22 protein-coding genes are annotated in these 23,019 nt (G+C 70.7%); 11 read left to right on the top strand and 11 right to left on the bottom strand.

What is annotated here, in order from left to right; all coding sequences use genetic code 11:
- The first annotated feature begins 7 nt into the window (after nucleotides 1–7).
- The 4 genes from ACTOWY_RS39120 (at nucleotide 8) to ACTOWY_RS39105 (ending at nucleotide 4,154) form a co-directional block, all read left to right on the top strand.
- Nucleotides 8–1,501 (top strand): CoA-acylating methylmalonate-semialdehyde dehydrogenase, encoded by a 1,494-nt coding sequence (locus ACTOWY_RS39120; protein ID WP_441314638.1) that lies wholly within the window; start codon nucleotides 8–10, stop codon nucleotides 1,499–1,501.
- Nucleotides 1,502–1,515: 14 nt separating this feature from the next.
- Nucleotides 1,516–2,517, top strand: a complete 1,002-nt coding sequence (locus tag ACTOWY_RS39115) for a TIGR03842 family LLM class F420-dependent oxidoreductase (RefSeq protein WP_441314637.1) — start codon at nucleotides 1,516–1,518, stop codon at nucleotides 2,515–2,517.
- A gap of 169 nt (nucleotides 2,518–2,686) precedes the next feature.
- Nucleotides 2,687–3,508 carry a helix-turn-helix domain-containing protein gene (locus tag ACTOWY_RS39110; RefSeq protein WP_441314679.1) on the top strand — a complete coding sequence of 274 codons (822 nt, stop codon included), beginning with the start codon at nucleotides 2,687–2,689 and terminating at the stop codon, nucleotides 3,506–3,508.
- A 64-nt stretch (nucleotides 3,509–3,572) separates the two neighbouring features.
- Nucleotides 3,573–4,154, top strand: coding sequence for a dihydrofolate reductase family protein (locus ACTOWY_RS39105; protein WP_441314636.1), 582 nt, complete (start codon nucleotides 3,573–3,575; stop codon nucleotides 4,152–4,154).
- Nucleotides 4,155–4,244: 90 nt separating this feature from the next.
- Here the strand turns inward: ACTOWY_RS39105 and ACTOWY_RS39100 are convergent, their stop codons facing one another.
- Nucleotides 4,245–4,847 carry a TetR/AcrR family transcriptional regulator gene (locus ACTOWY_RS39100; protein WP_441314635.1) on the bottom strand — a complete coding sequence of 201 codons (603 nt, stop codon included), beginning with the start codon at nucleotides 4,845–4,847 and terminating at the stop codon, nucleotides 4,245–4,247.
- A gap of 53 nt (nucleotides 4,848–4,900) precedes the next feature.
- On the opposite strand from ACTOWY_RS39100, the gene ACTOWY_RS39095 reads away from it, so the two are divergent.
- Nucleotides 4,901–6,232 carry a M14 family zinc carboxypeptidase gene (locus ACTOWY_RS39095; protein ID WP_441314634.1) on the top strand — a complete coding sequence of 444 codons (1,332 nt, stop codon included), beginning with the start codon at nucleotides 4,901–4,903 and terminating at the stop codon, nucleotides 6,230–6,232.
- Here the strand turns inward: ACTOWY_RS39095 and ACTOWY_RS39090 are convergent.
- Together ACTOWY_RS39090 and ACTOWY_RS39085 are read right to left on the bottom strand one after the other, a co-directional pair.
- The gene (locus ACTOWY_RS39090) at nucleotides 6,222–7,028 is read right to left on the bottom strand and encodes a class I SAM-dependent methyltransferase (RefSeq protein WP_441314633.1); all 807 of its coding nucleotides are present in this window, start codon (nucleotides 7,026–7,028) and stop codon (nucleotides 6,222–6,224) included. The two genes, ACTOWY_RS39095 and ACTOWY_RS39090, sit on opposite strands and share 11 nt — an antisense overlap.
- Complete coding sequence (locus tag ACTOWY_RS39085; RefSeq protein WP_441314632.1) at nucleotides 7,025–7,933, bottom strand: TetR/AcrR family transcriptional regulator C-terminal domain-containing protein; 909 nt, start codon at nucleotides 7,931–7,933, stop codon at nucleotides 7,025–7,027. The genes ACTOWY_RS39090 and ACTOWY_RS39085 overlap by 4 nt, the downstream gene beginning before the upstream one ends.
- A 94-nt stretch (nucleotides 7,934–8,027) precedes the next feature.
- Between ACTOWY_RS39085 and ACTOWY_RS39080 the strand changes: the two genes are divergently transcribed.
- Nucleotides 8,028–8,582, top strand: a complete 555-nt coding sequence (locus tag ACTOWY_RS39080) for a GNAT family N-acetyltransferase (RefSeq protein WP_441314631.1) — start codon at nucleotides 8,028–8,030, stop codon at nucleotides 8,580–8,582.
- Nucleotide 8,583: 1 nt separating this feature from the next.
- Nucleotides 8,584–9,708 carry a C45 family autoproteolytic acyltransferase/hydolase gene (locus tag ACTOWY_RS39075; protein ID WP_441314630.1) on the top strand — a complete coding sequence of 375 codons (1,125 nt, stop codon included), beginning with the start codon at nucleotides 8,584–8,586 and terminating at the stop codon, nucleotides 9,706–9,708.
- Nucleotides 9,709–9,765: 57 nt separating this feature from the next.
- Here ACTOWY_RS39075 and ACTOWY_RS39070 read toward each other — a convergent pair whose 3' ends face one another.
- Nucleotides 9,766–9,963: a hypothetical protein gene (locus ACTOWY_RS39070; protein ID WP_247763929.1), complete on the bottom strand. Its 198-nt coding sequence runs from the start codon at nucleotides 9,961–9,963 to the stop codon at nucleotides 9,766–9,768.
- A 461-nt stretch (nucleotides 9,964–10,424) separates the two neighbouring features.
- The gene (locus tag ACTOWY_RS39065; RefSeq protein ID WP_441314629.1) at nucleotides 10,425–11,324 is read right to left on the bottom strand and encodes an SMP-30/gluconolactonase/LRE family protein; all 900 of its coding nucleotides are present in this window, start codon (nucleotides 11,322–11,324) and stop codon (nucleotides 10,425–10,427) included.
- 62 nt (nucleotides 11,325–11,386) lie between these two features.
- Here ACTOWY_RS39065 and ACTOWY_RS39060 point away from each other — a divergent pair, with 62 nt between their 5' ends.
- Nucleotides 11,387–11,860 carry an Lrp/AsnC family transcriptional regulator gene (locus ACTOWY_RS39060; protein ID WP_441314628.1) on the top strand — a complete coding sequence of 158 codons (474 nt, stop codon included), beginning with the start codon at nucleotides 11,387–11,389 and terminating at the stop codon, nucleotides 11,858–11,860.
- Between the two features lie 44 nt (nucleotides 11,861–11,904).
- On the opposite strand, the gene ACTOWY_RS39055 is transcribed toward ACTOWY_RS39060, so the two are convergent.
- Nucleotides 11,905–12,060 (bottom strand): DUF6131 family protein, encoded by a 156-nt coding sequence (locus ACTOWY_RS39055; protein ID WP_247763934.1) that lies wholly within the window; start codon nucleotides 12,058–12,060, stop codon nucleotides 11,905–11,907.
- Between the two features lie 138 nt (nucleotides 12,061–12,198).
- The gene (locus ACTOWY_RS39050; protein WP_441314627.1) at nucleotides 12,199–12,741 is read right to left on the bottom strand and encodes a hypothetical protein; all 543 of its coding nucleotides are present in this window, start codon (nucleotides 12,739–12,741) and stop codon (nucleotides 12,199–12,201) included.
- Nucleotides 12,742–12,983: 242 nt separating this feature from the next.
- Between ACTOWY_RS39050 and ACTOWY_RS39045 the strand changes: the two genes are divergently transcribed.
- The 3 genes from ACTOWY_RS39045 to ACTOWY_RS39035 all read left to right on the top strand — a co-directional run bounded on the left by ACTOWY_RS39045 (nucleotide 12,984) and on the right by ACTOWY_RS39035 (nucleotide 18,349).
- On the top strand, nucleotides 12,984–14,273 hold the full coding sequence (locus ACTOWY_RS39045) for a sensor histidine kinase (protein WP_441314626.1): 1,290 nt from the start codon (nucleotides 12,984–12,986) through the stop codon (nucleotides 14,271–14,273).
- A gap of 160 nt (nucleotides 14,274–14,433) precedes the next feature.
- A complete protein-coding gene (locus tag ACTOWY_RS39040) occupies nucleotides 14,434–15,441 on the top strand; it encodes a PQQ-dependent sugar dehydrogenase (RefSeq protein ID WP_441314625.1) in 1,008 nt (335 codons plus the stop codon).
- A gap of 169 nt (nucleotides 15,442–15,610) precedes the next feature.
- On the top strand, nucleotides 15,611–18,349 hold the full coding sequence (locus ACTOWY_RS39035) for an AAA family ATPase (protein WP_441314624.1): 2,739 nt from the start codon (nucleotides 15,611–15,613) through the stop codon (nucleotides 18,347–18,349).
- 200 nt (nucleotides 18,350–18,549) lie between these two features.
- On the opposite strand, the gene ACTOWY_RS39030 is transcribed toward ACTOWY_RS39035, so the two are convergent.
- The 4 genes from ACTOWY_RS39030 to ACTOWY_RS39015 form a co-directional block, all read right to left on the bottom strand.
- Nucleotides 18,550–20,307, bottom strand: coding sequence for an NAD(P)/FAD-dependent oxidoreductase (locus ACTOWY_RS39030; protein ID WP_441314623.1), 1,758 nt, complete (start codon nucleotides 20,305–20,307; stop codon nucleotides 18,550–18,552).
- Complete coding sequence (locus ACTOWY_RS39025; protein ID WP_441314622.1) at nucleotides 20,304–21,173, bottom strand: 4Fe-4S domain-containing protein; 870 nt, start codon at nucleotides 21,171–21,173, stop codon at nucleotides 20,304–20,306. The genes ACTOWY_RS39030 and ACTOWY_RS39025 overlap by 4 nt, the downstream gene beginning before the upstream one ends.
- Nucleotides 21,174–21,413: 240 nt before the next feature.
- Complete coding sequence (locus ACTOWY_RS39020) at nucleotides 21,414–22,412, bottom strand: DUF4142 domain-containing protein (RefSeq protein ID WP_441314621.1); 999 nt, start codon at nucleotides 22,410–22,412, stop codon at nucleotides 21,414–21,416.
- Entirely contained in the window at nucleotides 22,402–22,938 is a 537-nt protein-coding gene (locus ACTOWY_RS39015) for a hypothetical protein (protein WP_247764039.1), read from the bottom strand. The genes ACTOWY_RS39020 and ACTOWY_RS39015 overlap by 11 nt, the downstream gene beginning before the upstream one ends.
- Nucleotides 22,939–23,019 lie beyond the last annotated feature (81 nt).

Here is a 23,019-nt window from a genome sequence, read left to right as displayed (position 1 = left end):
GACAGCGATGCGCACGATCAACCACTGGATCGGCGGCAAGACCGTCGAGAGCACCTCCGGCCGCCACGGCGTGGTGACCAACCCGGCCACCGGCGAACAGACCGCACAGGTCGCGTTCGCCGATGTGTCCGAAGTGGACAGTGCGGTGGCCGCGGCCAAGGACGCGCTGACCTCCTGGCGGAACTCCTCACTGGCCACCCGCACCCGGATCCTGTTCGCCTACCGGGAACTGCTGCTGCGGCACCGGGACGAGATCGCCGCCCTGCTCACCGCCGAACACGGCAAGGTCACCTCCGACGCCGCGGGCGAGGTCTCCCGCGGCCTGGAGGTCGTCGAATTCGCCTGCGGCATCCCACAACTACTCAAGGGCGGGCTGTCCATCGGCGCCTCCACCGGCGTGGACGTGCACTCCATCCGGCAGCCGGTCGGCGTGGTCGCGGGCATCACCCCGTTCAACTTCCCGGCCATGGTGCCGCTGTGGATGTTCCCGCTGGCCATCGCCTGCGGCAACACCTTCGTGCTCAAACCGAGTGAGAAGGACCCCTCCGCGGCGCTGCGGGTAGCCGAACTCATGGCCGAGGCCGGGCTGCCCGAGGGCGTGCTCAACGTGGTGCACGGCGACGCCACCGCGGTCAACCGGCTGCTGGAACACCCGGACGTGGCCGCGGTCAGCTTCGTCGGCTCCACCCCGGTCGCCCGGCACATCCACCAGACCGGCACCGGCAACGGGAAACGCGTGCAAGCCTTGGGCGGGGCCAAGAACCACATGGTCGTGCTGCCCGACGCCGACCTGGACCTGGCCGCCGACGCGGCCGTGTCCGCCGCCTACGGCTCGGCGGGGGAACGCTGCATGGCGATCTCCGTGCTGGTCGCCGTCGGCGGCGTCGGCGACGACCTGGTCCGCCGCATCCAGGACCGCATCGCCGCGCTCACCATCGGCCCCGGCACCGATCCCGGCTCCGACATGGGCCCGCTGATCACCCGCGAACACCGGGACAAGGTCGCCGGATACGTTGCCGCGGGCGAAAAAGAAGGCGCGACGGTCGTCGCCGACGGCCGGGACGTCGCGGTTCCGGGCCACGCCAACGGTTTCTGGCTCGGCGTCAGCCTGGTCGACCACGTCACCCCCACGATGAGCGTGTACCGCGACGAGATCTTCGGCCCGGTGCTCTCGGTGGTCCGGTCACCGTCCTATGAGGACGCTCTCGGCCTGGTCAACGACAACCAGTGGGGCAACGGGGTGGCCATCTTCACCAGGGACGGCGGGGTGGCCCGCAAGTTCCAGCTGGAGGTCGAGGCCGGGATGGTCGGGGTCAACGTGCCCATCCCGGTGCCCGTGCCGTACTACCCGTTCGGGGGCTGGAAGGCCTCGCTGTTCGGCGACCACCACGCCTATGGTGCGGACGGGGTGCACTTCTACACCAGGGGAAAGGTCGTCACCACCCGCTGGCCCGACCCGGCCACCAGTAGTGTCGACCTGGGGTTTCCACAGAACCGCTGAGTTGAGGGGACACAATGGACTTCGGACTGGTGCTGCAGACCGATCCACCGGCCTCGGCCGTGGTCGAGCTGATGAAACGGGCCGAGCGAGCGGGCTTCGACTACGGCTGGACGTTCGACTCCTGCGTGCTGTGGCAGGAACCGTTCGTCATCTACAGCCAGATCCTGGCCCAGACGGAGCGGCTGATCGTCGGGCCGATGGTGACCAACCCTGGCACCCGCGACTGGTCGGTCACCGCGTCGTTGTTCGCCACCCTCAACGACATGTTCGGCAACCGCACCGTCTGCGGCATCGGGCGCGGTGACTCCGCGATGCGGGTGATCGGCAACAAGCCGAACACCCTGGCCCGCCTCGGCGAGTCCATCCGGGTCATCCGCGACCTCGCCGAGGGCCGCCCCGCCACCATCGGCGACCAGGAGGTCCGCATCCCCTGGGTCCGCGACGGCGAACTCCCGGTCTGGATGGCCGCCTACGGCCCCAAGGCCCTCGCCCTCACCGGCCAGGTCGCCGACGGCTTCATCCTGCAACTGGCCGACCCGTTCCTCACCGAGTGGATGGTCAAGGCCGTCCGCGACGCCGCCGAACAGGCGGGCCGCGACCCCGGCTCGATCACCATGTGCGTGGCGGCTCCGGCCTACGTCACCGACGACCTGGCCCACGGCCGGGACCAGTGCCGCTGGTTCGGCGGCATGGTCGGCAACCACGTCGCCGACCTGGTTTCCCGGTATGGCACCGATTCCAGCATCGTGCCGCAGGCGCTGACCGACTACATCAAGGGCCGCCAAGGCTACGACTACAGCCACCACGGCCGCGCGGGCAACCCGGACACCGAGTTCGTCCCCGATGAGATCGTGGACCGCTTCTGCCTGATCGGCCCGCCGGAGAAACACATCGAACGCCTGGAACACCTGAAATCCCTTGGCGTGCACCAGTTCGCCGTCTACAACATGCACGACGCCAGAGAAGCCACCATCGACACCTACGGCGAGAAGATCATCCCAGCCCTGCGCGGCTGACCCCCGCACCCGAGTGTTGGCCGTTGTCGTACGCCACGTTGGCGGTTGTGGGCGGCAGGTCCGGGCCCGCGGGACTCGCGGGCCCGGCCTGGGTGGCATCGGCGCCGCATCCCCGCGTGCGATGCCGGCGGGCGTCGGCGATGCTGTGCGGGTGGAGTACGTGTCCCGAGTGCCGCGACCGCCGCTGGACGGGCTGATCGACGACCTCTACTACCTGGAGGGGGTGCCGCCGTACGCCCGGCTGACGCTGCCGCCGAGCCCGTCGGCGTTGCTCATCGTCAACCTCGGGGCGCCATTCCGCATCCGCGCCGGCGCCGACATCGAGACGGCCGGGTACGCCGACGGCTGCGTGATCACCATGCCCACCCGCGCGTGGGAGTTCGGCTACCCACTCCCGACCCGGTCCGTCGGCGTGCACTTCAAGCCGTGGGGGCTGGCGCCGTTCCTGCCGATGCCCGCGGCCGAGCTGTGTGACCGGCCGGTGACGGTGGAGCAGGTGTGGGGCAGGCCCGCCATCGCCGGGCTGCGGGACCGGCTGGCCACGGCGGAGGGACCGCACGAGATGCTGACGCTGCTGGAGGAGGAGCTGCTGCGACGGCTGGGCGAGACCCCCGGCCTGGGGCTGGTCCGTCATACGAGCGGCGTCATCGCGGCGACCGGCGGGGCGGTGCCGATCGGCGAGCTGAGCGTGGCGGCCGGTGTCAGCAGCACTCATCTGGCACAGCGGTTCAAGGCGCTCATCGGCGTCACGCCGAAGCGGCTGGCCCGCACCCACCGCTTCGCCGCCACCGTGTTCGCGATCAACCCCGCCGAACCGATCGACTGGGGCGAGCTGGCCGGTGGCGCGGGCTATTTCGACCAGGCCCACTTCGGCCACGAGTTCCGGGAGTTCACCGGGCTCACACCGACCCGGTACCTCGAAGTCCGGCGGCGGTTCCTGCGCGAACATCCCGGCCACACGCTGGACGGCTGGCCGCTGCCCGCCGATTGATTTCTTACAAGACCGACAGCTCACGACCCGCTAATTTGGGGCCCCCAAAGCAGAGGAGCGCCCCGTGGGCAAAGTGGTCATGTACGCCTCGGTGTCAGTGGACGGTTTCATCGCGGACGAGAATGACCAGCCCGGACCGCTGTTCGACTGGTTGTCCAACGGTGAGGTCCCGCTGGAGGAGAGCGGCTTCGTGAAGGTGTCGCAGACCTCCTACGACTACACCCGGCCGTACTGGGACCAGATCGGGGTGACCATCGCCGGCCGCCGCGTCTTCGACCTGACGGACGGCTGGGACGGGAAGCCGCCGAGCGGGATCGACCACGTGGTCGTCGTGACGCACCGCCCCGCGCCCGAGGGCTGGGACTCCGAGGCTCCGTTTCACTTCGTCGACGGCGTCGAGGCAGCCGTGGCCAAGGCGCGGGAGCTTGCCGGTGACCGCATCGTCGAGGTCGCCGCCGGCGACGTCGGCGGCCAGGCGCTTGCCGCGGGCCTGGTCGACGAGGTGCGCATGGACGTCGTACCCGTGGTGTTCGGCTCCGGCAAGCGCTACTTCGGATCGGTCAACGCGCAACACCTGCTGGCAGATCCGGACCTGATGATCCAGGGCAACCGAGTCCTTCACCTGCGCTACCAGGTACGCCGCTGACCAATCCCCCCGCCGGTGTGTTGGCCGTTGTCGTACGGCGTGTTGGCCGTTGTCGTACGGGGCGTTGGCCGTTGTGGGACGGCGGGTGGGTCAGCTCGCCGCCAGGACCGCGAGGGCCAGTTCCCCCCACCGCTCCCCTGACGCCACCCCCGGCTCCACCGCGCACTGCACCGCCAACCCGCGCACCACCGCCGACACCGCCACCGCCGCCCGCTGCGCCCGCGCCTCCCCCAGCCGCCGCCCGTCCAGCACCCGCCCGGTCAGCAACGCGGTCAGCGCCCGCCGGCTGCCCGCCCCGAACTCCCCCAGCGCCCGCTCCGGCTCCGCGCTCCCCAGCACCAGCGAGAGCGCCTCCACCTCCAGCCGCAGCGTCCGCCATCCGTCCACAGTGGACACAACCTGGTGGTACGCCCGCACGTAACGCCGCACCACCTCCCTGGCATCCACCTCCGGCTCGGCCGCCAGGACCCGGATCTCCGACTCGACCTGGTCGGACAGGTCGGCGAGTACCGCGTGCAGCAGGGCCTGTTTGGAGCCGAACAGGGAGTAGATGGCGCCGATGGTCAGGCCCGCTTCGGTGGCGATGGCCTGGATGCCGACCGCCTGGTAGCCCTCGGCCAGGAACAGGCGCCGGGCCGCGGCGAGCAGTGCTTCGGTGTTGTGGCGTTTGGATTCCGCTCTTCTGCCGGACATGAGCCAAATGATAGCGTCGCTATTCAATAGCGGTGCTATCAGATTGGATGATCATGACTGACGCGCTCAGGAAGGTGCTGGACGCCCTGCCTGAACTGGGGCGATACCCCACCGTGGATGAGTCACAGGCGGAGCTGGACGAGCTGGCGGCGCGGTATCCGGACCTAGTCACCGTGCGGCGGATCGGGACCTCGCGGCTGGGTGAGCCGATCCGGGTGGCGTCCATCGGAACGGGCGAGCGGGACGCGCTGGTGCTGGGCGGTCCGCATCCGAATGAGCCGGTGGGCGGGCTGACCGTGCGGGAGCTGGGGCGACTGCTGTGCGCGGAGCCCTGGTCGCGGGCCGGGCTGCGGTGGCAGCTGGTGCCCTGCATTGATCCGGACGGGGCCCGGTTGAACGAGACCTGGTACGGGGTTCCGGGAGATCGGGACGCCTATGGGCGCGGGTTCTACCGGCCTGCCATGGACGAGCAGCCGGAGTGGACGTTCCCGCACCTGGCCGAGACGGGGTACTTCGATCGGATGTTGCCGGAGACGGTGGCCCTCGCCCGACTGATCGACGAGGTGCGGCCGGTGTTGCTGGCCTCGCTGCACAACGCGGAGTACGGCGGGGCCTTCCACTACACGACCGCCACCGATCCGGCGCTGGCCGAACTGCTGGCCGCGGTGCCGGGGTGGTTCGGGGTGCCGTTGCAACACGCGGTGTATGAGGTGCCGGGCAGTTTCCAGCTCACGCCGGGAGTGCTCCGGATGCCGACCGTGGCCGAGCTGACCGAGGGCGCGCCACCAGGGGACGGGTCGTTCGGGGCGAGCAGCGGCGAGTACGCGAGCAGGCACGGGGCCGTCACGGTGATCACCGAGGTGCCAATGTGGGCCGATCCCCGCGCCGCCGACTCCCTACCGACCGGTCGGTTGATGGACGAAATCGTGACTGGACTGCTGGCCGAGCTGACCGGCGCGGAGGAGGCGGTGACGGGGGTGCTGGACTCGGCGCGGTCCTCGGTCCTGCTGAACACCCCGCACCAGCGTGCGCTGACCGATGTGCTGACCGGAATGCGACGGATCGGCGCGGGCTGGCGGCGACTGGCGGGCACCGCCGAGGGTGCGCGGCCGGCGACCGTGGCCGATGAGTCCGCGTTCCTCGCGTTGCCGCACACGCTGCGACTGCGGGCGGCGGGCACGTTGTTGCGGGTCCTGGACGCCGAGCGGGCCAGCGGCAACGTGCCGCCGGCGATCCGCGCCGCGCACGCTCGCGCCGAAGCCCTGTTCACCGGGTGGCGCGAGGCCGCCGACCGTCAGCCCGGCACGCTGATCCCGCTGCGGGCGCAGGCCGGGATCCAGCTGGGCTCGATCCTGGCCACGGCCGCGCACCTGGTCAGAACGTGAAGCGGAACTCGCGGAACATGGTGCGCCAGCCCGGGATCGCGTGCCCGAGCCGGTACAACAGCCGGTAGCCGCGGGCCGGGATCCTGGCCCAGTGCGTGGTGAACGGCGGCTGTGCGACGCAGCGCAGCCGCGGGTGCCAGGCTTCGACCTCCCGGCCGTCCCGGATGCCCCACCGGCCCAGCGGCGACAGCCGGGCCAGCCAGGGCGCGCCGCCGTCGAACTGCAACTCGCCGGTGCCGAAGTGCTCGACGAGTCGCTGGACCAGGCCCCGCACCTCGGCGCCGTCCAGGTACGGCAGCAGCCCCTCGGCGATGATCAGCGCGGGGCGGTCGGCGGGGATCCCGGCCAGCCAGGCCGGGTCGGTGACCGAGGCGCCGATCAGGTGGTAGTGCTCGCGTTCCGGGTACAGCCTGCGGCGCAGCTCGACGACTTCGGGTTTGTCCAGGTCGTACCAGTCCACTGTGGACGGAGGGTCGAGTCTGAGCATGCGGCTGTCCAGGCCGCAGCCCAGATGCAGCACCACGGCGTCCGGGTGACGGCGCAGGAAATCCGCGGCCCACTCGTCGAGCTGGGTGGCGCGCAAGGCGACCAGGTACTGGTTGCTCTCCGGGCGGACCCGGCGGTGCAGCTTGGGGAAGTCGTAGTCGATGCGGCGGATCGCCTCGGCGGCGTGGTGGTCGCCCAGGATCGGGTGCCGTGAGCCGCTTTCCCAGGCGCGCAGGTACAGCGTGCCGAGCAGGGTCCAGGTGACGTCGTTGTCGGCGACGCCGGTGAAGTCGAGCCGCTGCGCGCTCATGGGGCCAACCGTAGTCGGGCGGCCAGGCCGTCCAGGTGCCGGGTCAGGCCGTGCTCGAACAGGCCGTCCAGGTCCTCCACCGCACTGGAGTCCATTGTGGACAGGCAGGGGTAGCGGCCGGACTCCAGGTGCACCATGATCTCCTGCTCCTGGGCCTGCCACCACTCGGTGGCGCTGAGCCCGGTGTCCTTGCTCGCCTGCAGTTCGGCGGCGTGGCTGAGCGCGACGCCGCGGACGAAGGCGGGGATGGTGACCGCCTCCCGGACCCGTTCGGCCCGCCCCAGGCCGAGTCCCGCCAGGGCGGCCAGGGTCCATTCGGTGTGCGCCATGGCTTCCGGGATCAGCCGGGGCCTGGTGATGGAGACCAGTTCGGGCAGCCAGGGGTGCGCGCGGTAGATGGCCCACTGGATGCGGGAGACCGCGGTGAGCCTGGCCCGCCAGCCCGGCGGCGCCGGGGCGGGCAGCGGGTGACTGCCGAAGACCCGGCGCATCATCAGGTGCACCAGTTCGTCCTTGCCCGCCAGGTGCCGGTACAGCGACATGGGTCCGGTGCCCAGATCGGTGGCCAGGCGGCGCATGGTCACCGCGTCCAGGCCCTCGGCGTCGGCCAGCTTGATCGCGGCGGCGGTGATCCGGGCCCTGGTCAGCGTCGGCGCGGTCGCGGGCGTGCGCCGCGGACCGTGCACGGGGGCGCGAACCACGGTGCCCGCGCCGGGGTGGGTCTCGACCAGACCTTGCTGGCGCAACAGATCCAGGGCCTTGGCCGCGGTGGCCAGCGCCACGCCCCACTCGCGCATCACCACGCGGGTGGACGGCACCCGGTCGCCGGGCAGCAGCTCACCTGCGGTGATGCGCGCGGCCAGCTCGGCGGCAATCCGCCGGAACGGCGGCACGGAATCGTTCACAGCGACAAGTGTACTAGTACAGCCCGGTGGGCTTATCTCCCCTATTCGCCCGATTTCGTTGCGAGCACTCGGCCAACGTCGGCACAGTTGAGCCATGACACCGATACAGCGTACGCAGGACGCGGTGCGGATCCTGTGCGACGCCTTCCTGGAGGACGCGCCCATGCGGTGGCTCTTCCCCGGAGCACCCGAACAGCGACGGCTCAGCGCGGGCCGGCTGTTCGAGGGGGCGGTGGCCGAATCCGCCGCGGCGGGCACGCTGGCGATGGCCGGCGCGGACGCGGTCGCGGTGTGGCTGCCGATGCCGGTCGGCGCGCACGTGGCGCCGCCGCCCGAGGTCGAGCTGCCCGAGCGGGTGCGGATCATGGTGGAGTTGTTGGCACAGCGGCATTCCACCGACCGCGCGCACCTGTACCTGGCGTTCCTGGGGGTGACGCCGGACAAGCAGGGGACCGGGATCGGCGGCGCGTTGCTGGCCGAGGGCTTGCGCCGGGCCGATGCCGAGGGCCTGCCCGCGTACCTGGAGGCCAGTTCACTCCGCAACCTGCCGCTGTACGAGCGGCACGGATTCCACCGGCTCGGCGAGCCGATCACCCTGCCCGACGGCCCGTCGGTGTGGCCGATGTGGCGCGAGAACAAGGAGAACTGAGATGGCACAGCAGATCGTCGCCGGGGGCGGCGCGGCGGATTTCCCGACGGTGCGGCTGGTCAGCGCCGAGGGCGACCAGCAGGCGATCGGGCGAACGCTGGCCGAGGCGGCCCGGGAGACCTATGGCTGGCGGCCGATTCCGGCCGACCGGCGCAAGGCTCGGGCCCGGCGGCGCTGGTTCGAGCGGAACTGGCCGCAGCACCACGAGCGGATGCGCGGGGCGGCTGCCGCGCTGGGCCTGGACTTCACCGCCGATGAGTTCTATGTGGACAGTCTGTTTCCGCTGCCTGCGGGCTCGGCCTGCTCGGCCACCTACCTGCCGCCGGGGCTGACCGAGGAAGGGCGTGGCCTGCTCGGTCGCAACTACGACTTCTTCACCACCAGCCAGTCCGAGCTGTTCGCGCTGATGACCGGCGCGCAGCCGCCCGCGACCGCCGAGGTGCCGATGGCCTCGCGGCCGACCCTGGTGCACAGCAGGCCGACCGACGGCCCGGCCACGCTGGTGCTGACCATGGACACCCTGGACGGCTGTATGGACGGGATCAACGAGCACGGCCTCGCCGTGGTGCTGCTGATCGCCGACGCGGAGAACGCCTCCCCGCCGGTGGATGAGGGCCCGCAGGTCGGGGTGTCCAGCGTGCAGCTGCCCCGTTTCCTGCTGGACACCTGCCGCAACGCCGAGGAGGCACGCGCGGCGCTGCTGGACGCCAAGCAGTACGACATGGGCACTCCGCTGCACTACCTGGTCGCGGACGCCGGCGGCGACTCGTTCGTCTGGGAGCGGGTCAGCGGGAACGAGCACATCACCGACGGCGACGGCGCGCTGTGCGTGACCAACCACCTGCTGCACCGGCACCCGGACGCGACGAACCTGCCCGCCGACAACGCCGAGACCCTGCTGACCTACCAGCGCTACCAGCAGCTGGCCAAGAGCACCGACGCGACCATGTCCGCCGACTCGCTGCGTGCCGCACTGGCCGAGATCGGCTTCGACGCGGACTCCCCCACCGACTACCCGGTCCGCACCCTGTGGCGCACCGTGTTCGATCTGGGCGCGCGCACCATGTCGACCCGGTTCTACCTGGATGACCTGCGGCAGAGCGCGGAGCTGAGCTACTCGGTCTGAACACAGGCGAACCCGGGTCCGCGGTGGACCCGGGTTCGTCCGTCAGCACACCGCGGCTCAGCCCGGCAGCCCGACCAGCTCCTCGTTCTCGGAGAGCAGCTCGATCTCGACGTCGAAGTCGACCGGCGATTCCGGTTGCACCACCTCGGCCGGCGGCGCGGGGACCGGGTCCACGGCAGCGGAGGCGTTGGGGGCGAACAGGATCAGGGCGGCGCCGGAGAGCAGAGCGGCAACCACGGTCCAGAGCTTGCGCAAGACGCAGGTTCCTTTTCTCGAGGTTCGACTGTGGGTGCCCGCCCGAGTTTTCCGGCCCCGCCCCGATTTGCCAACCCGCTCGATCGGGTGTCGAGGTGCCCAGGGGCGCAAACACCCGGGCCGGGTGCCAGTCCGCCGACGTGCGCCGACAACCGGTCGAGGCTGGCATACCCTCGACCGGCCAACCATATCGGCAGCACGCCGGACAGACCTGGCACAGTGCTTTCTGAGAGCACCGTGATGAAGTCCGCTGGGAGAACAGCGAACCGGAGAAGCTTTGGGTACAGCGTCAACACCGAACACGTCCACAGAGGACGCTCGTGCGGCGGTACAGCCCTGGCGACCCGGTCCGAAGTGCGGCGGTCGAGCCTGCGCAGTCGAGCACTACCGTACACCCTCGGCCGAACCCGGCCAGCCGGGCCGGGCCCGTGACCTCGGTCTCCACCGCTGGTTGACCCTGGTCAGCGCGGGTAGCGAAGTCCGTTGAAGTTCACCCGGAGCGAGTAGACCGAGCTGGTCGCGCAGATGTACAGGTGGTTGCGCTTAGGGCCGCCGAAGGTCAGATTGGCGCACACCTCGGGCACCCGGAGCTTGCCGAGCAGCGTGCCGTCCGGGTCGAAGCAGTGCAGCCCGTCCCCCGCGGCCAGCCACACCCGGCCCAGCTCGTCCAGCCGGATCCCGTCCGGATTGCCCGCGCCGCAGTCGGCGAAGACCTCGCCACCGGCGAGGGTTCCGTTGTCCCGCACGGCGAACCGCCGGATATTCCGGCCCCGGGTGTCCACAATGTACAGAGTCTGTTCGTCGGCGGAGAAGGCCAGCCCGTTGGGGCGGACGAAATCGTCGGCGACCCGGGTGACCGCGCCGTCCGGGTCGACGCGGTAGACGTGACAACCCTCGGTCTCGCTCTCCGCGCGGTTGCCCTCGTAGTCGCTGTCAATGCCGTAACTGGGGTCGGTGAACCAGAGCGAGCCGTCGGCGCGTTCGACGATATCGTTGGGACTGTTGAGTTTCCGCCCCCGCCACTGCTCCGCGAGCACGGTGATCGACCCGTCGGCCTCAGTGCGGGTGACCCGGCGCGCACCCTGCTCACAACTCACCAGCCGACCACGGCGATCAACGGTGTGCCCGTTGCTGTGGCTGGCGGGCTGCCGGAAAACGCCGACCGCGCCGGTGGTCTCGTCCCAGCGCAGCATCCGATCGTTGGGAATGTCGCTGAACACCAGGTACCGCCCAGCCGGGAAGTACGCGGGCCCTTCCAGCCACCGCCCACCGTCGAAGAGCACCTCCAGGTAGTCATCGCCCCCGGCCCGCCGGAACCGCTCATCCAGCACCTCGAACACGGCCTTGACCCGATCCGCCATCTCACCCTCCCTGGTGAACTACATTCACCAAGAAGCTAACATGGCCATATGAGGTTCAGTCGATGACGGATGACACAGATCGCGCCCTGCTCACCGAGCTACAGCGCGACGCCACCCAGTCCTATGCCACCCTGGGCGCCGCGGTCGGCCTGTCCGCGGGCGCGGCGCACGAGCGGGTGCGCAAACTACGCGAGCGCGGGGTGATCCGGCGAACCACGATCGAGGTCGACCCGGCAGCGGTCGGCGCGGGTGTGCTGGCCTTCGTCCTGGTGGAGTCCAACGCCTGGATGGGCGAGGCGGACACCAGCGAGGCCCTGGCCGCGCTGCCGGAGGTGCAGGAGGCGCACATCGTGGCCGGCGCCGCCTCAGTGCTGATCAAGGTCCGCACCGGGACCACCGAGCAGCTACAGGATGTGCTGCGCCGGGTGTTCGCGGTGCGCGGCGTCAGCGGAACGCAGACGGTGATGGTGCTGGAGACCATGTTCGAGCGTTCGGTCCACTGTGGACAAAAAGGTCCCGCAGGCGCGCCGGGCTGACAGTCGGCGCGCCCACGGGAGTTCACGGACCGGTCAGTTTCCGGTCAGTACCAGTGCGGACGGCCGCCCACGGCCCGGCCAGTGCCGCCGAGGACCGCGAGAACCAGTCCGATCACGACCAGCACCATGCCGATCGTCCACAGGACGGAAATGTCGGCCAGGAATCCGATGAGGAGCAGGATCGCGCCGAGAATGATCACGGGTTGCCTCCCTGGGATGTACGGGACGCAGATGGGATTACCGTTCTATGCCAGGCCAAACCTGGCGTTCGGGGCTCCGTGCTGCCGCCATTCGGCCGAGCAGCGGGCCGGGGCGGCGCGACTCCGCCCCGGTGCGCGCTAGGACCAGATCACCTGGAGCAGTGGCGAGGTGAGCTGGGTGAGCCCGGCGGTGGCGCAATCCAGGTTGGGGTTGAGCACCACCGGGAACGCGTTCGCGGTGTCCCCGGCCAGCGGCCCACTGGTGAACAACGCGCTGATCGTGATCGGACCGGCCAGCGGATCGGTGTTGACGGTGATCTCGAACTCGCTGACCTCACCGGTGTTCCAGGTCAGCACGGCGGTTTCCCGGATCGTCATGACCGGAACGCACGGCAGCAGACCGAGCGGCCTGCTCACCGTGCCCTGGCCGACCCGGACTCCGGACTTGAGGCGGGTGTACTGACCGTTGAGGGACAAGCAGTTCACCAGGCCGCCCCCGACGACGGCGTTGGCGGTGGTGTTGGTGGCGGTCAACGGTGGGTCGAAGTCGAACTGGAAGTTGCCGGTACAGGTCAGGTCCCCCACCGCCGCCGAGGCGGCGTGCGGGAGGAACATGGTCGCGAGCAGTGCGGCGCAGGCGGCGAGCAGAATCCGCACCCGGGCCGGATAACGACGAGCCACTGCGAACCTCCTTGTCTGCGTGCTTGGTGATCGCGGCGAGCATGGCAGCGGGATGGAGCAGCACCACAGCGGCCGTTCGGGTCACGCGTACCACAACTCGACCATCGCGCCGCCTGCCCGGAGCGGGTCGCCGGGTCGACCGCCGGTCGCGGGCGGCGATCCTGTCCTCCGATCCGCCAATTGTGTGCGCCGGCGCACGGTGGTAGTCCATTCGGCGACTTGCCCCGGACCCCGTCACTGGCATGGAATCTGAGTCCTGGGGCGAGGGGTATTGGAGTGTTGTGGCGGCGCATCCGCAGAGCGAGACCGTGCAACGACCAGACGAGGGCAAACGCCGGCGGTGGGCCTGGCTTGACCCGCGCTACATGCTCGCGGAGAACGGCGAGCAGCGGACCCGGTGGTTCATCGCGGTCATCCTGTTCGTGCAGCGGGCCTCCTACCTGATACCCGCCTCGATCGCGATGGCCAGCGCCGACCTGCACCGGCACACCAGTCCCACGCTCAACGGCGCGCTGCTGGGCGTGGCCTGGCTCTGGCAGGGCTACCTGCTCTACCGGATGCGCAGGCACGGCTGGTTCACCTACCGAACGGTCGGTATGGACGTTGTGCTGGCCTGTCTGCTGATGACCGTGGTGACCTCCAACGTGCAAGCCGGGTTCGAGTTCACCACGGTCAACTGGGCGCCGAAGTACGCCCTGGGCACCGCGGCCCTGATCGGCGCGGTGCTGCCGCTGCGCTGGGCGCTCGCGGTGGAAGTGGTGCCGATGGCCTGGTACGTGATCGCGCTGAGCAGTGAGACCCAGCCGGACCAGCCGCTGCTGCCCGCCGTGGTCGGGCACCTCAACTCGTGCATCTTCTTCGGCGCGATCCTCTACTTCATGACCCGGTACCTGACCGCGCAGGCCAAGTACCTGGACGAACAGACCGAGGCCCGATTGCGCGCGGAGACCCGGCAGGCCGCCGAGCGCGCCAGGTTCGAGACCCGGACCAGGCACTACCGGGCCCTGCACGACAACGCGCTGGCCACGTTGACCGCGATCGCCATGGGCGGGCTGGACCACCGGGGCGAGCAGGTGCGGAAACGCTGTGCCAAGGACGCGGAGTACGTGCGGCGGTTGATCGCGGCCGACACCACCAACTCCTTCACCGGCCTCGGCGACCGGCTGGCCGAGGTGGTCACCGACGCGGAGGCCCTCGACCTGCGGGTCCGCTACATGCCGGACACCGTGCCGGGGCACCTGCCGCACCACGTGGTGGAAGCGGTGGCCGACGCCTGCCGGGAGGCGCTGAACAACGTGGCCAAGCACGCGGGCACCGATCAGGCCTGGGTGACGGTGTCCTGGGTGGAGGACACCCTCAGCGTGCGGGTGGTCGACCGCGGGCGCGGGTTCGACCCGATCCGCACCCCGCGCGGGCAGGGGCTGAAGTCCTCGATCAGCGGGCGGATGCGGGAAATCGGCGGCAGCGTGCAGGTGGACTCGATGGCCGAGAACGGCACCTGCGTGGAACTGGTCTGGTCGCACGTGCCATAACCCGTTCCGTCCATTGCGGACAGAGAGTGGACAGTGATACGGGGTATCCCCCTTTCCGACGAAAGTCGTGACCGGAGGCTGCCTTCGCGGGTGGCCGGATACCGGGCGGGGGTGTTGGCTGGGAGACCACCCTGTACCGCCGCCGTGTGAGGAGTCCACCATGAGGAGACGACTTCGGCTGCTGCTCGCCGCGACCACCGTCGCGGCGCTGCCACTGGGGACCGCCGCCGCCGAACCGGCCGCGGTCCGCGTGATCGCACAGAACCTGGCCTACACCTGGGGCGTCGGATTCCTGCCCGACGGCTCCGCGCTGGTGACCGAGCGCAACAGCGCCAGGGTGCTGGCCATCAAGGGCACCGCGGTCAGCACCGCCGCGACCATTCCCGGGGTGCGCCCGGCCGGGGAGGGCGGGCTGCTGGGCATCGCGATCTCGCCGACCTACGCCAGCGACGGCCTGATCTTCGTCTACTACACCGCCGCGGGCGACAACCGGATCGCCCGGTTCAAGCTCGGCCAGACCCCGCAGGTGATCGTCACCGGCATTCCCAAGGCCAACATCCACAACGGCGGCCGGCTCGCCTTCGGGCCGGACGGCCACCTCTACGCGGGCACCGGCGACGCGGGCAACACCGCCAACTCGCAGAACCCCTCCTCGCTCGGCGGCAAGATCCTGCGGATGACCGCGGAAGGTCGTCCGGCCCCGAACAATCCCACCGGCACCCTGGTGTACTCGTTGGGGCACCGCAACGTCCAGGGCCTGGCCTGGGACGGCAAGGGTCGGATGTTTGCCTCGGAGCTGGGGCAGAACGCACAGGACGAGCTGAACCAGATCCAGGCAGGCGCCAACTACGGCTGGCCGACCTGCGAAGGCCGGTGCGGCAACCCGAGGTTCAAGGACCCGCTGCTGACCTGGACCACCGCGCAGGCCTCGCCGAGTGGGATCGCGGTCTACAACAACAACGTCTACCTGGCCGCGCTGCGCGGGCAGCGGCTGTGGCGGATCCCGCTGACCGACTCCGGAGTAGGTACGCCGACCGCGCTCTACCAGGGCACTTACGGCCGGATCCGGGACGCGGCGGCGGCTCCGGACAAGACGTTGTGGGTGCTGACCTCCAATGGTCCCACCGGTGTCGCCGGCGGTGACAAGGTGCTGAGCACCGACGGCTAGACCAATCAGACTCGAGCTGGCTACCGAAAGCCACAGATCCCGCCAGATTCGTGTGCCTTCTTGACTACCGGAAACCGTGTGGGCAGTTACGGTGGGGGCGCCAGACGCCACGTGCAGACCGCCGCCCTGCGCCAGACTGACCTGAGCCCGTCAAGGAGTACTCGTGTTGGTGGAGCGGTCATCCGAGCTGTCCGCACTTCGGGACGCGGTGCACAGTGCCCAGGCCGGCCAGGGCCGGACCGTGGTCATCGAAGGGCCCAGCGGGATCGGCAAAACGGCGCTGCTGGACGCGGCGGCCGAGTACGCGGTCACCGCGGGCAGCCACGTGCTGCGCGGGAGTTGCCGCGCCGAGGAACAGGACAGCGAGCTGGGCCTGGCCGCCCAGCTCGTCTCCCCGCTGCTGCGGGAGGGTGCGACCGGGCTGGACCTGTTGTCCGGCCCCGATGCCGCGGTGTGGAGCCGGTTGTGCCACCTGATGGCCGGACCGGCCGCGCCCGGCCCATGGTGCGTCTTCGCCGACGACGTGCAGTGGGCCGACCGCGCCTCGCTGGACCTGCTGGTGCGCTGCGCAGGCCACACCGCCGCGCTGCCCATCGCGCTGATCGTCACCGCGCGGGCGGGCAGCGGCGAGTCACGCGCGCCCGAGGCGGCCGCACTGCTCGAGGCCACCGGCGCCGAACCGATCCGGCCGGAACCATTGACCGAACGCGGAGTCGGGCTGTTGCTGCGCAACCGGCTCAACCAGCAACCCGCCGACGCCTTCACCATCTCCTGCCACCGGCTCACCGGCGGCGAGCCGCAGTTGCTGACCGCGGTGCTGGACTCGGTGCGGCGCAAGCAGATCGAGCCGCAGCCCGAACAGCTCTTCGCGTTGCGGGCCATTGTCGGCCAGCTGCGCACCGGACTCGCGGTGGCCCGGCTGCGCGCGGAATCGCGGGCGGTGCGGCGGCTGGCCGAGGTGATCGCGCTGCTCGGCGAATCGGCCAGCCTGGCCGTGGTGGGCGAGCTGATCGGACTGGAACCCGAACAGGCCGAACGGGCCGCGGCGCGATTACGGCAGCTGTCCATCTTCGGCAAGGGCGAACGGCTCACCGTCAGCGATCCCAAGGTGCGCCAGACAGTGCTGCGCTGGCTGCCCTCGCGTGATCACCACCGGCTGCGCATCCAGGCCGCGAAACTGTTGCGGGAACACGGAGAGTCCGCCGATCTCATCGCACCGCACCTGGTCTCCGCGCGGCCAGAGGGCGACCAGCAGGCGGTGGACGTGCTGCGCACCGCGGCCGGGAACGCGCTGCGGCGCGGCGACCATCGCTCGGCCACGGGGTACCTGCGTCGGGCTTTGGCCGAGCCGCCAACGGGTTCGCTGCGGGCCACCGTGCTCACCGAACTGTCCGCGGCCCGCTACCACACCGATCCGGGCGCGGCGGCGGACAGTCTCCTCGACGCGCTCGCGCTGGCGCCCACCGCGCGGGCGCAGGCGGCGTTGCTCACCAACTACCCGCACCCCACCGTGATCAGCGCGACGCCCGCGCTGGTCGGCGTGGTGAAGCGGATCGTGCCGCAGCTGTGGCCCGGTGAGGGCAGTGTGGAGCCCTCGCCGCTGCTGACCGCGGCCCGGTTGCTGGCGCTGGTGCCGGTGACCGATCCGCAGGACGCGGACACCCGGTACGGGTCGGTGCGGCGCAGCGTGCACCAGCAGTGGAACAACCTCAAGGCCACCAGGGTCGGCAGGCAGCTGCTGGCGGTGGAGGCCTACAACCAGGCGATCCGGTGTTCCGGGGAGATCGACCAGATCCGGGCGCTGGCCCGGCTCTCCCTCACCGACGCGCCGGACACCGCCGAGTTCCTGACCTCGCCGCTGCTCTACGGCGGGGCCGCGCTAGCGCTGACCGACGATCTGCCGGAGGCGCTGGCCGCACTGGACGCGCCGATCGTGGACGCGCAACGGAAAGGCTCCACCGCGCGGCTGGTGACCGGGCTGAGCTACCGGGCGATGATGCTGATCCGGCAGGGCCGGGTGCAGGACGCGATCGGCGAGGCGCGGCTGGCCGCGCGGTTGCTGCGCAAGGTGCCCGAGCACCCGAACCGGGGCGCGGTGGTGATCGCGCTGGGCGGGGCGCTGCTGGAGAACGGGCGGCCGGAACGGGCGGCGGCGGTGGTGCACAAGTACATCACCGACCGGGACGGCGGTTTCCAGGAATGGGACCAGGTTTTCGCGCTGTCCGGGCGGATCCGGTTGGTGCAGAAGGACGCCACCGGCGCGCTGCGGGACGCCCTGGACTGCGGGCGGCGGCTGGCCGAGGTCGGCTGGACCTATCCCGGTTGCGTGCCCTGGCGTTCGGTGGCGGCCATCGCGCACCTGATGCTGGGACAGACCAGACAGGGCTGGCCGCTGGTGGAGGAGGAACTGGAACGGGCCCGCAGCTGGGGTTCGCCGGAACCCCTCGGCGTGGCCCTGTGCACGGCGGCCCGGCTCACCGGGCACCGGGCCGGACTGCGGTACCTGGACGAGGCGGTGACGGTGCTGCGCGGCCGGACCAGCAGGCTGGAACTGGCGCGGGCGTTGATCCAGCGCGGCAAGGCCCGGCACGAGCTGGAGTTGGCTGGCGCGGACGAGTCGTTGCGCGAGGCGCTGCGGCTGGGCGAGCGCTGCGCGGCGCCGCGGGTGGTGACCAGGGCGCGGACGTTGTTGCGGGAGTTCGGGTTCCGGGCCGATGGCGGTGGCGAGCTGAGCCGGACGGAGTTGCGGGTGGCGGCGCTGGCGGCGGAGGGGCATACCAATCAGGAGATCGCGGAGCGGTTCCACGTGGGGCTGCGGACGGTGGAGATCCACCTGACGCACGCGTACCGGAAACTCGGCATCCGCGGCCGAGGCGAACTCGCCAAAGCCCTCGCCAAGGCCAACTAACCCCACCCGCCCGGGAAAACACCGGCGTGTTGGCCGTTCTCGTACGGCGAGTTGGCCGTTGTGGACGATGAGTTGGCCGTTGCGGGGCGGTGTGTTGACCGAGGCGCCACTTTGGTCCAACCCGGCGTACAAGTTGGGCCAACGCGGCGTACAAGTCGGGCCAACGCGGCGTACAAGTTCGGCCAACACGCCGGCCGGGGTTAGCCGGTTCGGCGGCGGCGGGGGATTTGGCGGGAGATGCCGTTGGCCGGGGCGTCGAGTTCGGCTGGTTCGGTGAAGGACCATTGGCGGGTGGGGGGTTTGGGGTCCATCCGCGGGATCGGGCGGGGTGGGGCCGGGAGTGGGAGCGAGGGCGGGCCGCCGCGGCGGGGAGCGGGCGCCGGGAGTGGGCCGGAGTTCTGGTCGGCGGGCCGGGGTGGGGCAGGCGAGGCGGGGAGCGGGCCGGGGATTCCGTTGCCGGGCCAGGAGTTGGCCACCGCGGCGGAGCGGCCGTTGCGGGCCGCCGCCGGGACCGGGACGCCGCGGAGTGGAGCGCCGTTCGCGGGAGCCGGGCCGTTGGGAACAGCGTCGCTGAAGCCCGGGCCGTTGGGGGCGGCATCGGTGAAGGCCGGGCCGTTGAAGGCTGGGCCGGTGAACGCCGGGCCGTTGGGGGTGGGGCGGAGGTTGGGTGCCGGGAACGGTGGGGGTGTCACCGGTCCCGGCACCCGGCCCCGCGCTGAGGGAGGCCGCGCGGGGGTGATGGTGGCGACCGACTCACGGTCGGGGGCGTGCAGTCTTGGCCTGGTCTGGCGGTCGAGTTCAGCGGTCCAGGACAGCAGAGCTTGGGGGCTGTTCAGGGCGACCAGGCCGACCAGTCTGCCGCCGCGGACGAAGCCGGTGACGCTCTGGTCGGCGCGGGAGGAGGGCAGCAGCTGCACGGTGTCCTCGCCGAGGGCGGGAATGCCCGCGCCCTGGATGCGCATGCCGTGTTGTTCGGACCAGAACCTGGGGATCGGGGTGAAGGGTTTGGCCGCCGCCCTGCCCGCGAGCAGGCTTTCGGCGGCGTGGCGGCCCATCTCGATCGCGTTGAGCCAGTGTTCGACCCGGCGGGGCCGGGCGTCGAAGCGCAGGTTGGGCCAGCGGGCGACATCGCCGGCGGCCACGATGTCACCGCGGCCCAGCACGTGACAGGTGGGTTCGCACAGCACGCCGTCGTCGATGGTCAGGCCGGAGCCGCGCAGCCAGTTCACCGCGGGCACCGAACCGGCGCACACCACCACCGCGCCGGCCACGATCACCTGGCCGGAGGACAGGTTCAGCACCACACCCTGTTGTTGCGGCAGCCAGTGCAGGACCTTCTCCCCCAGTGCCAGGTCGACCCCGTTGCCGCGGTGCAGGTCGGTGATCCGTTCGGCCAGTTGTGGGCCGACGGCCTTGCCCAGCAACACCTTCGACCGGCCGACGATGGTGACCTCGCCGCCGAGGTGGTGTGCGGTGGAGGCCAGTTCGCAGCCGATGAACCCGGCGCCGAGCACCACCAGCGGACGCCGGGTGCGTTGCAGGTTCTGGCGCAGGGCGAGGGCTTCGTCGACGGTGTGCAGGAAATGCACCCGCGGATCGTGCACCGGGACCCCTGGCAGGTGCCGGGGTTCCACGCCGGTGGCGATCACCAGGCCGTCGTAGCGCAGCTCCTCGCCGCCGGGTAGGTGCACCACCTGGCGACGCGGGTCCATGCCGAGCACGGGGGTGTTCAGCCGCCAGGTCGCGTCCAGTTCGGTGTAGCTGGGCAGCAGCAGATCGCTGGGCCGCAGCTTGCCGCACAACAGCTGTTTGGACAGCGGCGGCCGGTGGTAGGGCGGCGTCGGTTCGGCGCCGACCAGCACGATCTCGTCGGTGAACCCCAGTTCCCGCAGGCGTTCCGCGGTCCGCAGGCCGGCCACGCCACCGCCGACCACCACCACGCGTTCCCGTTTCCTCACTTGACACCACGCTCCTGGACGGTGATCGCGCGCATCGGACAGCACCGCGCCGCGGCCTTGGCCTGGGTGGCGAACTGCGCGTGCGGGCTGGTGTCGTACCGCAGCCGCCCGTCCTCCACCAGTTGGAACACCTCCGGCGCCGCGGTCTCGCAGATCCCGTACCGCTGGCACCGCTCGTTGTCCACGCTGACCCCGACCTTCCCTGCCCTCGGGTTGGGCGGCGCGGCCGGATCCTGCTGCACCGGCTGCACCGCCGGTTCGGCCGAGACCAGGCCGACCTTGGTGAGCAGCCGCGGCGGCAGGAAGCGCAGCGCGGTCAGCGTGATCACCGGCACCACCAGGGTGATCCCGGCGGTCTGCAGCAGCGCCAGGTTGCCGTTGGCGGCCGCGCCCAGCCAGGCGTGCACCACGGTCAGCCCGACCGCGAGGTAGCCGAGCTGGTGGAAGCGCAGCCAGTGCCGGTAGACCAGCCACCGGCGCACCGCCACCGAGATGGCCACCGCGGTCATCAGCTGCAACCCGATGATCCCGGCCGCGTGCCGGGCGAAACCGCCCTCGGCGAACGGCACCATGATCTTGACGACGCCGAAGTCGATGTCGGTGACGAAGATGAACGCGAAGCCGTGCAGCGAGCCGAAGGCGATGGTCATCACCGCCAGCATCATGTGTCCGCTGCGCAGGGCCTGCCTGCTGGTGGTGCGCCGCACCCACCCGGTGGCGGTCAGCACCCCCCAGACCAGGGTGAAGCACATCATGGCGTAGGCCAGCCTCGCGGAGAGCGCGGCCACCTGACGAACGCCGACGTCGTGCGATGAGTTCTGGGCGAGAATCACGCCCAACTCGGGGATGCCGGCGAGTTGGCTCAACACCGGATGCCTCCAGCGACTCGGGAGAAAATGGGGGCGAGGCGAAACCCGGGCGGCGTGGTGGGCGCCCCTGCCCGGCCGTGGCGAACGGGGAGGCACGGCCGGGCAGTGCGAATCAGTGTCAATACCTCCTCTCTTTCAGCAGCTCAATTACCTTGTTGGCACGCTGAACGAATTGCGGAGGCGGGCTCTACTGGAACAATTCCATTGTTGGACTCGCTCCAGAATGCGCCAGGCCGGCTATCGGGACTGCACGAACCGGACCACTCCGATGGTGGCCGCGGCCAGTCCGGTGCACAGCAGCAGCACCAGCAGGATCATCCCGCCGCCACCGGCGTCCTCGGTCCAGGAGGACGAGCTGGCATTGGCCACGTCCCTGGACTGCGGTTCGTCCACGGGCTGCTGGGCGGGCGCGGCCGGGGTCGGCTTGGCCTTGACCGAGGGCTTGGGCGCGGCGGGCGCCTTGGTGCTGCCAGGGGCGGCCGCGCCACCGGTGCTGGGCGCGGCGGCGGGGGGTTTGGCCGCGTCCGGGTTGGGCGCCAGCGGCAGCTCCTCGAAGTTGACCAGCTTGGTGCTCTCCAGCAACGTCATGTGCCGCATGACCGCGTTGATCGCCTCCTGGGCGAACTCGCGGACCAGGGTGTTGCGGGTGCCGGAGCGGACCGCGGCGACCACGGTGAAGACCTTGCCGTGCGCGGCGCGCAGCCGGTCGGCGAAGAGCTGGTCGAAGGCCGGGCCGGTGGCCCCGCGCAGTTCGGCCATCCAGCCCTGCTGATCGGCGTTGGGCTCGGCGGGCAGTTCGACCGCGAGCTGGCCTGCCACCTTCTTCACCCTGGTGTCCAGGACCTCGTGGTCCTTCATGATCAGCCTGCCGACCTCCTTGACCCGTGGTGCGGCCGCCCTGACCTGGGCTTCATCGCCCATGGGCATCTCCCACAGGCCGGCTTGACGGACCTTGACCAGCAGGTCGCGGTCGGCTGGGCCGAGTGGGCCGCACTCGGTCTGGGTCCAGCCGGAGCCGGCGGTCTCCTCGTCGAGCTGGGTCACCGGCGAGGTGGGCGCCGGGGCCTTGGCCTGCGGCGGTGGCGCGGCCGGTTTGGAGCTGACGGGGGGTGGCGGCGCCCCGGTCGGTTCGTCGGCCAGCGCGGCCCCGGCTGCGGCGAACGCGACGGCCGTGGCGGCGACGGCGAGCGCGCTCCCTCGCAGGAGCCTGGTCCGGACGGATGTCTCAGTAGCCACTTGCGGTGCCTCCATTCGCCGGCGCCGCCGCCTTCTTGCCGTCAGGGGTGGCCGCGTGCCAGGTGCCGCCCTTGCCGTGTCCTCTGGACTCGCCGGGCTTGGCGTCCTGGAAGAAGCGGTACAGCGGCCAGCCACCCACGGTCACCTGCTGCGCGCCGTCGGCCCGCTCGACGGTGCTGACCAGTGCCGGGTCGATCCCCTCGACCTGGAAGTTGCCGTCGGCGAGCACGGGCGGCCACTGCACGGCACAGGTGTCGGCGCAGTTGGATTTAGCCGGTTTGGCGGTGTCCTTGTCGAATCGGTACAGGGTATAGCCCTCGTGGTCGGTGATTACCTGACCAAGCGCGCCGACCTGCCGGGCGTGCATTAACGAGCTTTCGTGGCCGGGCTGGAAACTCGGTGGGGCGCCGTTATCGCCGCTGCCGCCGCCCGGGGAGTAGGCGTCCCCGCCACAGGCGGTGGCGGACAATGCGGCGGCGCAGGCTATAGCCGCCAACGCGGGGCCCCTACTGCCGCTGATTTTCATCTCGGTCACCTTTCCTGCTGCACATCACGCCAACGCCCAGGACTACGGATCTCCCGGAAGGGTGGTTCAGGACCAAATCCG

It is taken from the genome of Crossiella sp. CA198, from assembly GCF_052078295.1.
Taxonomy (GTDB): domain Bacteria; phylum Actinomycetota; class Actinomycetes; order Mycobacteriales; family Pseudonocardiaceae; genus Crossiella.
This window is presented reverse-complemented; position numbering and strand designations above follow the sequence as displayed.

Bases quoted from the DNA above. Each gene is read 5' to 3' on its own strand.
- ACTOWY_RS39060 (WP_441314628.1), top strand. From the start codon at position 11,387: ATGACGGATGACACAGATCGCGCCCTGCTCACCGAGCTACAGCGCGAC.
- ACTOWY_RS39015 (WP_247764039.1), bottom strand. From the start codon at position 22,938: ATGAAAATCAGCGGCAGTAGGGGCCCCGCGTTGGCGGCTATAGCCTGC.
- ACTOWY_RS39095 (WP_441314634.1), top strand. From the start codon at position 4,901: ATGACTGACGCGCTCAGGAAGGTGCTGGACGCCCTGCCTGAACTGGGG.
- ACTOWY_RS39065 (WP_441314629.1), bottom strand. From the start codon at position 11,324: ATGGCGGATCGGGTCAAGGCCGTGTTCGAGGTGCTGGATGAGCGGTTC.
- ACTOWY_RS39075 (WP_441314630.1), top strand. From the start codon at position 8,584: ATGGCACAGCAGATCGTCGCCGGGGGCGGCGCGGCGGATTTCCCGACG.
- ACTOWY_RS39100 (WP_441314635.1), bottom strand. From the start codon at position 4,847: ATGTCCGGCAGAAGAGCGGAATCCAAACGCCACAACACCGAAGCACTG.
- ACTOWY_RS39080 (WP_441314631.1), top strand. From the start codon at position 8,028: ATGACACCGATACAGCGTACGCAGGACGCGGTGCGGATCCTGTGCGAC.
- ACTOWY_RS39120 (WP_441314638.1), top strand. From the start codon at position 8: ATGCGCACGATCAACCACTGGATCGGCGGCAAGACCGTCGAGAGCACC.
- ACTOWY_RS39045 (WP_441314626.1), top strand. From the start codon at position 12,984: ATGGAATCTGAGTCCTGGGGCGAGGGGTATTGGAGTGTTGTGGCGGCG.
- ACTOWY_RS39090 (WP_441314633.1), bottom strand. From the start codon at position 7,028: ATGAGCGCGCAGCGGCTCGACTTCACCGGCGTCGCCGACAACGACGTC.
- ACTOWY_RS39115 (WP_441314637.1), top strand. From the start codon at position 1,516: ATGGACTTCGGACTGGTGCTGCAGACCGATCCACCGGCCTCGGCCGTG.
- ACTOWY_RS39040 (WP_441314625.1), top strand. From the start codon at position 14,434: ATGAGGAGACGACTTCGGCTGCTGCTCGCCGCGACCACCGTCGCGGCG.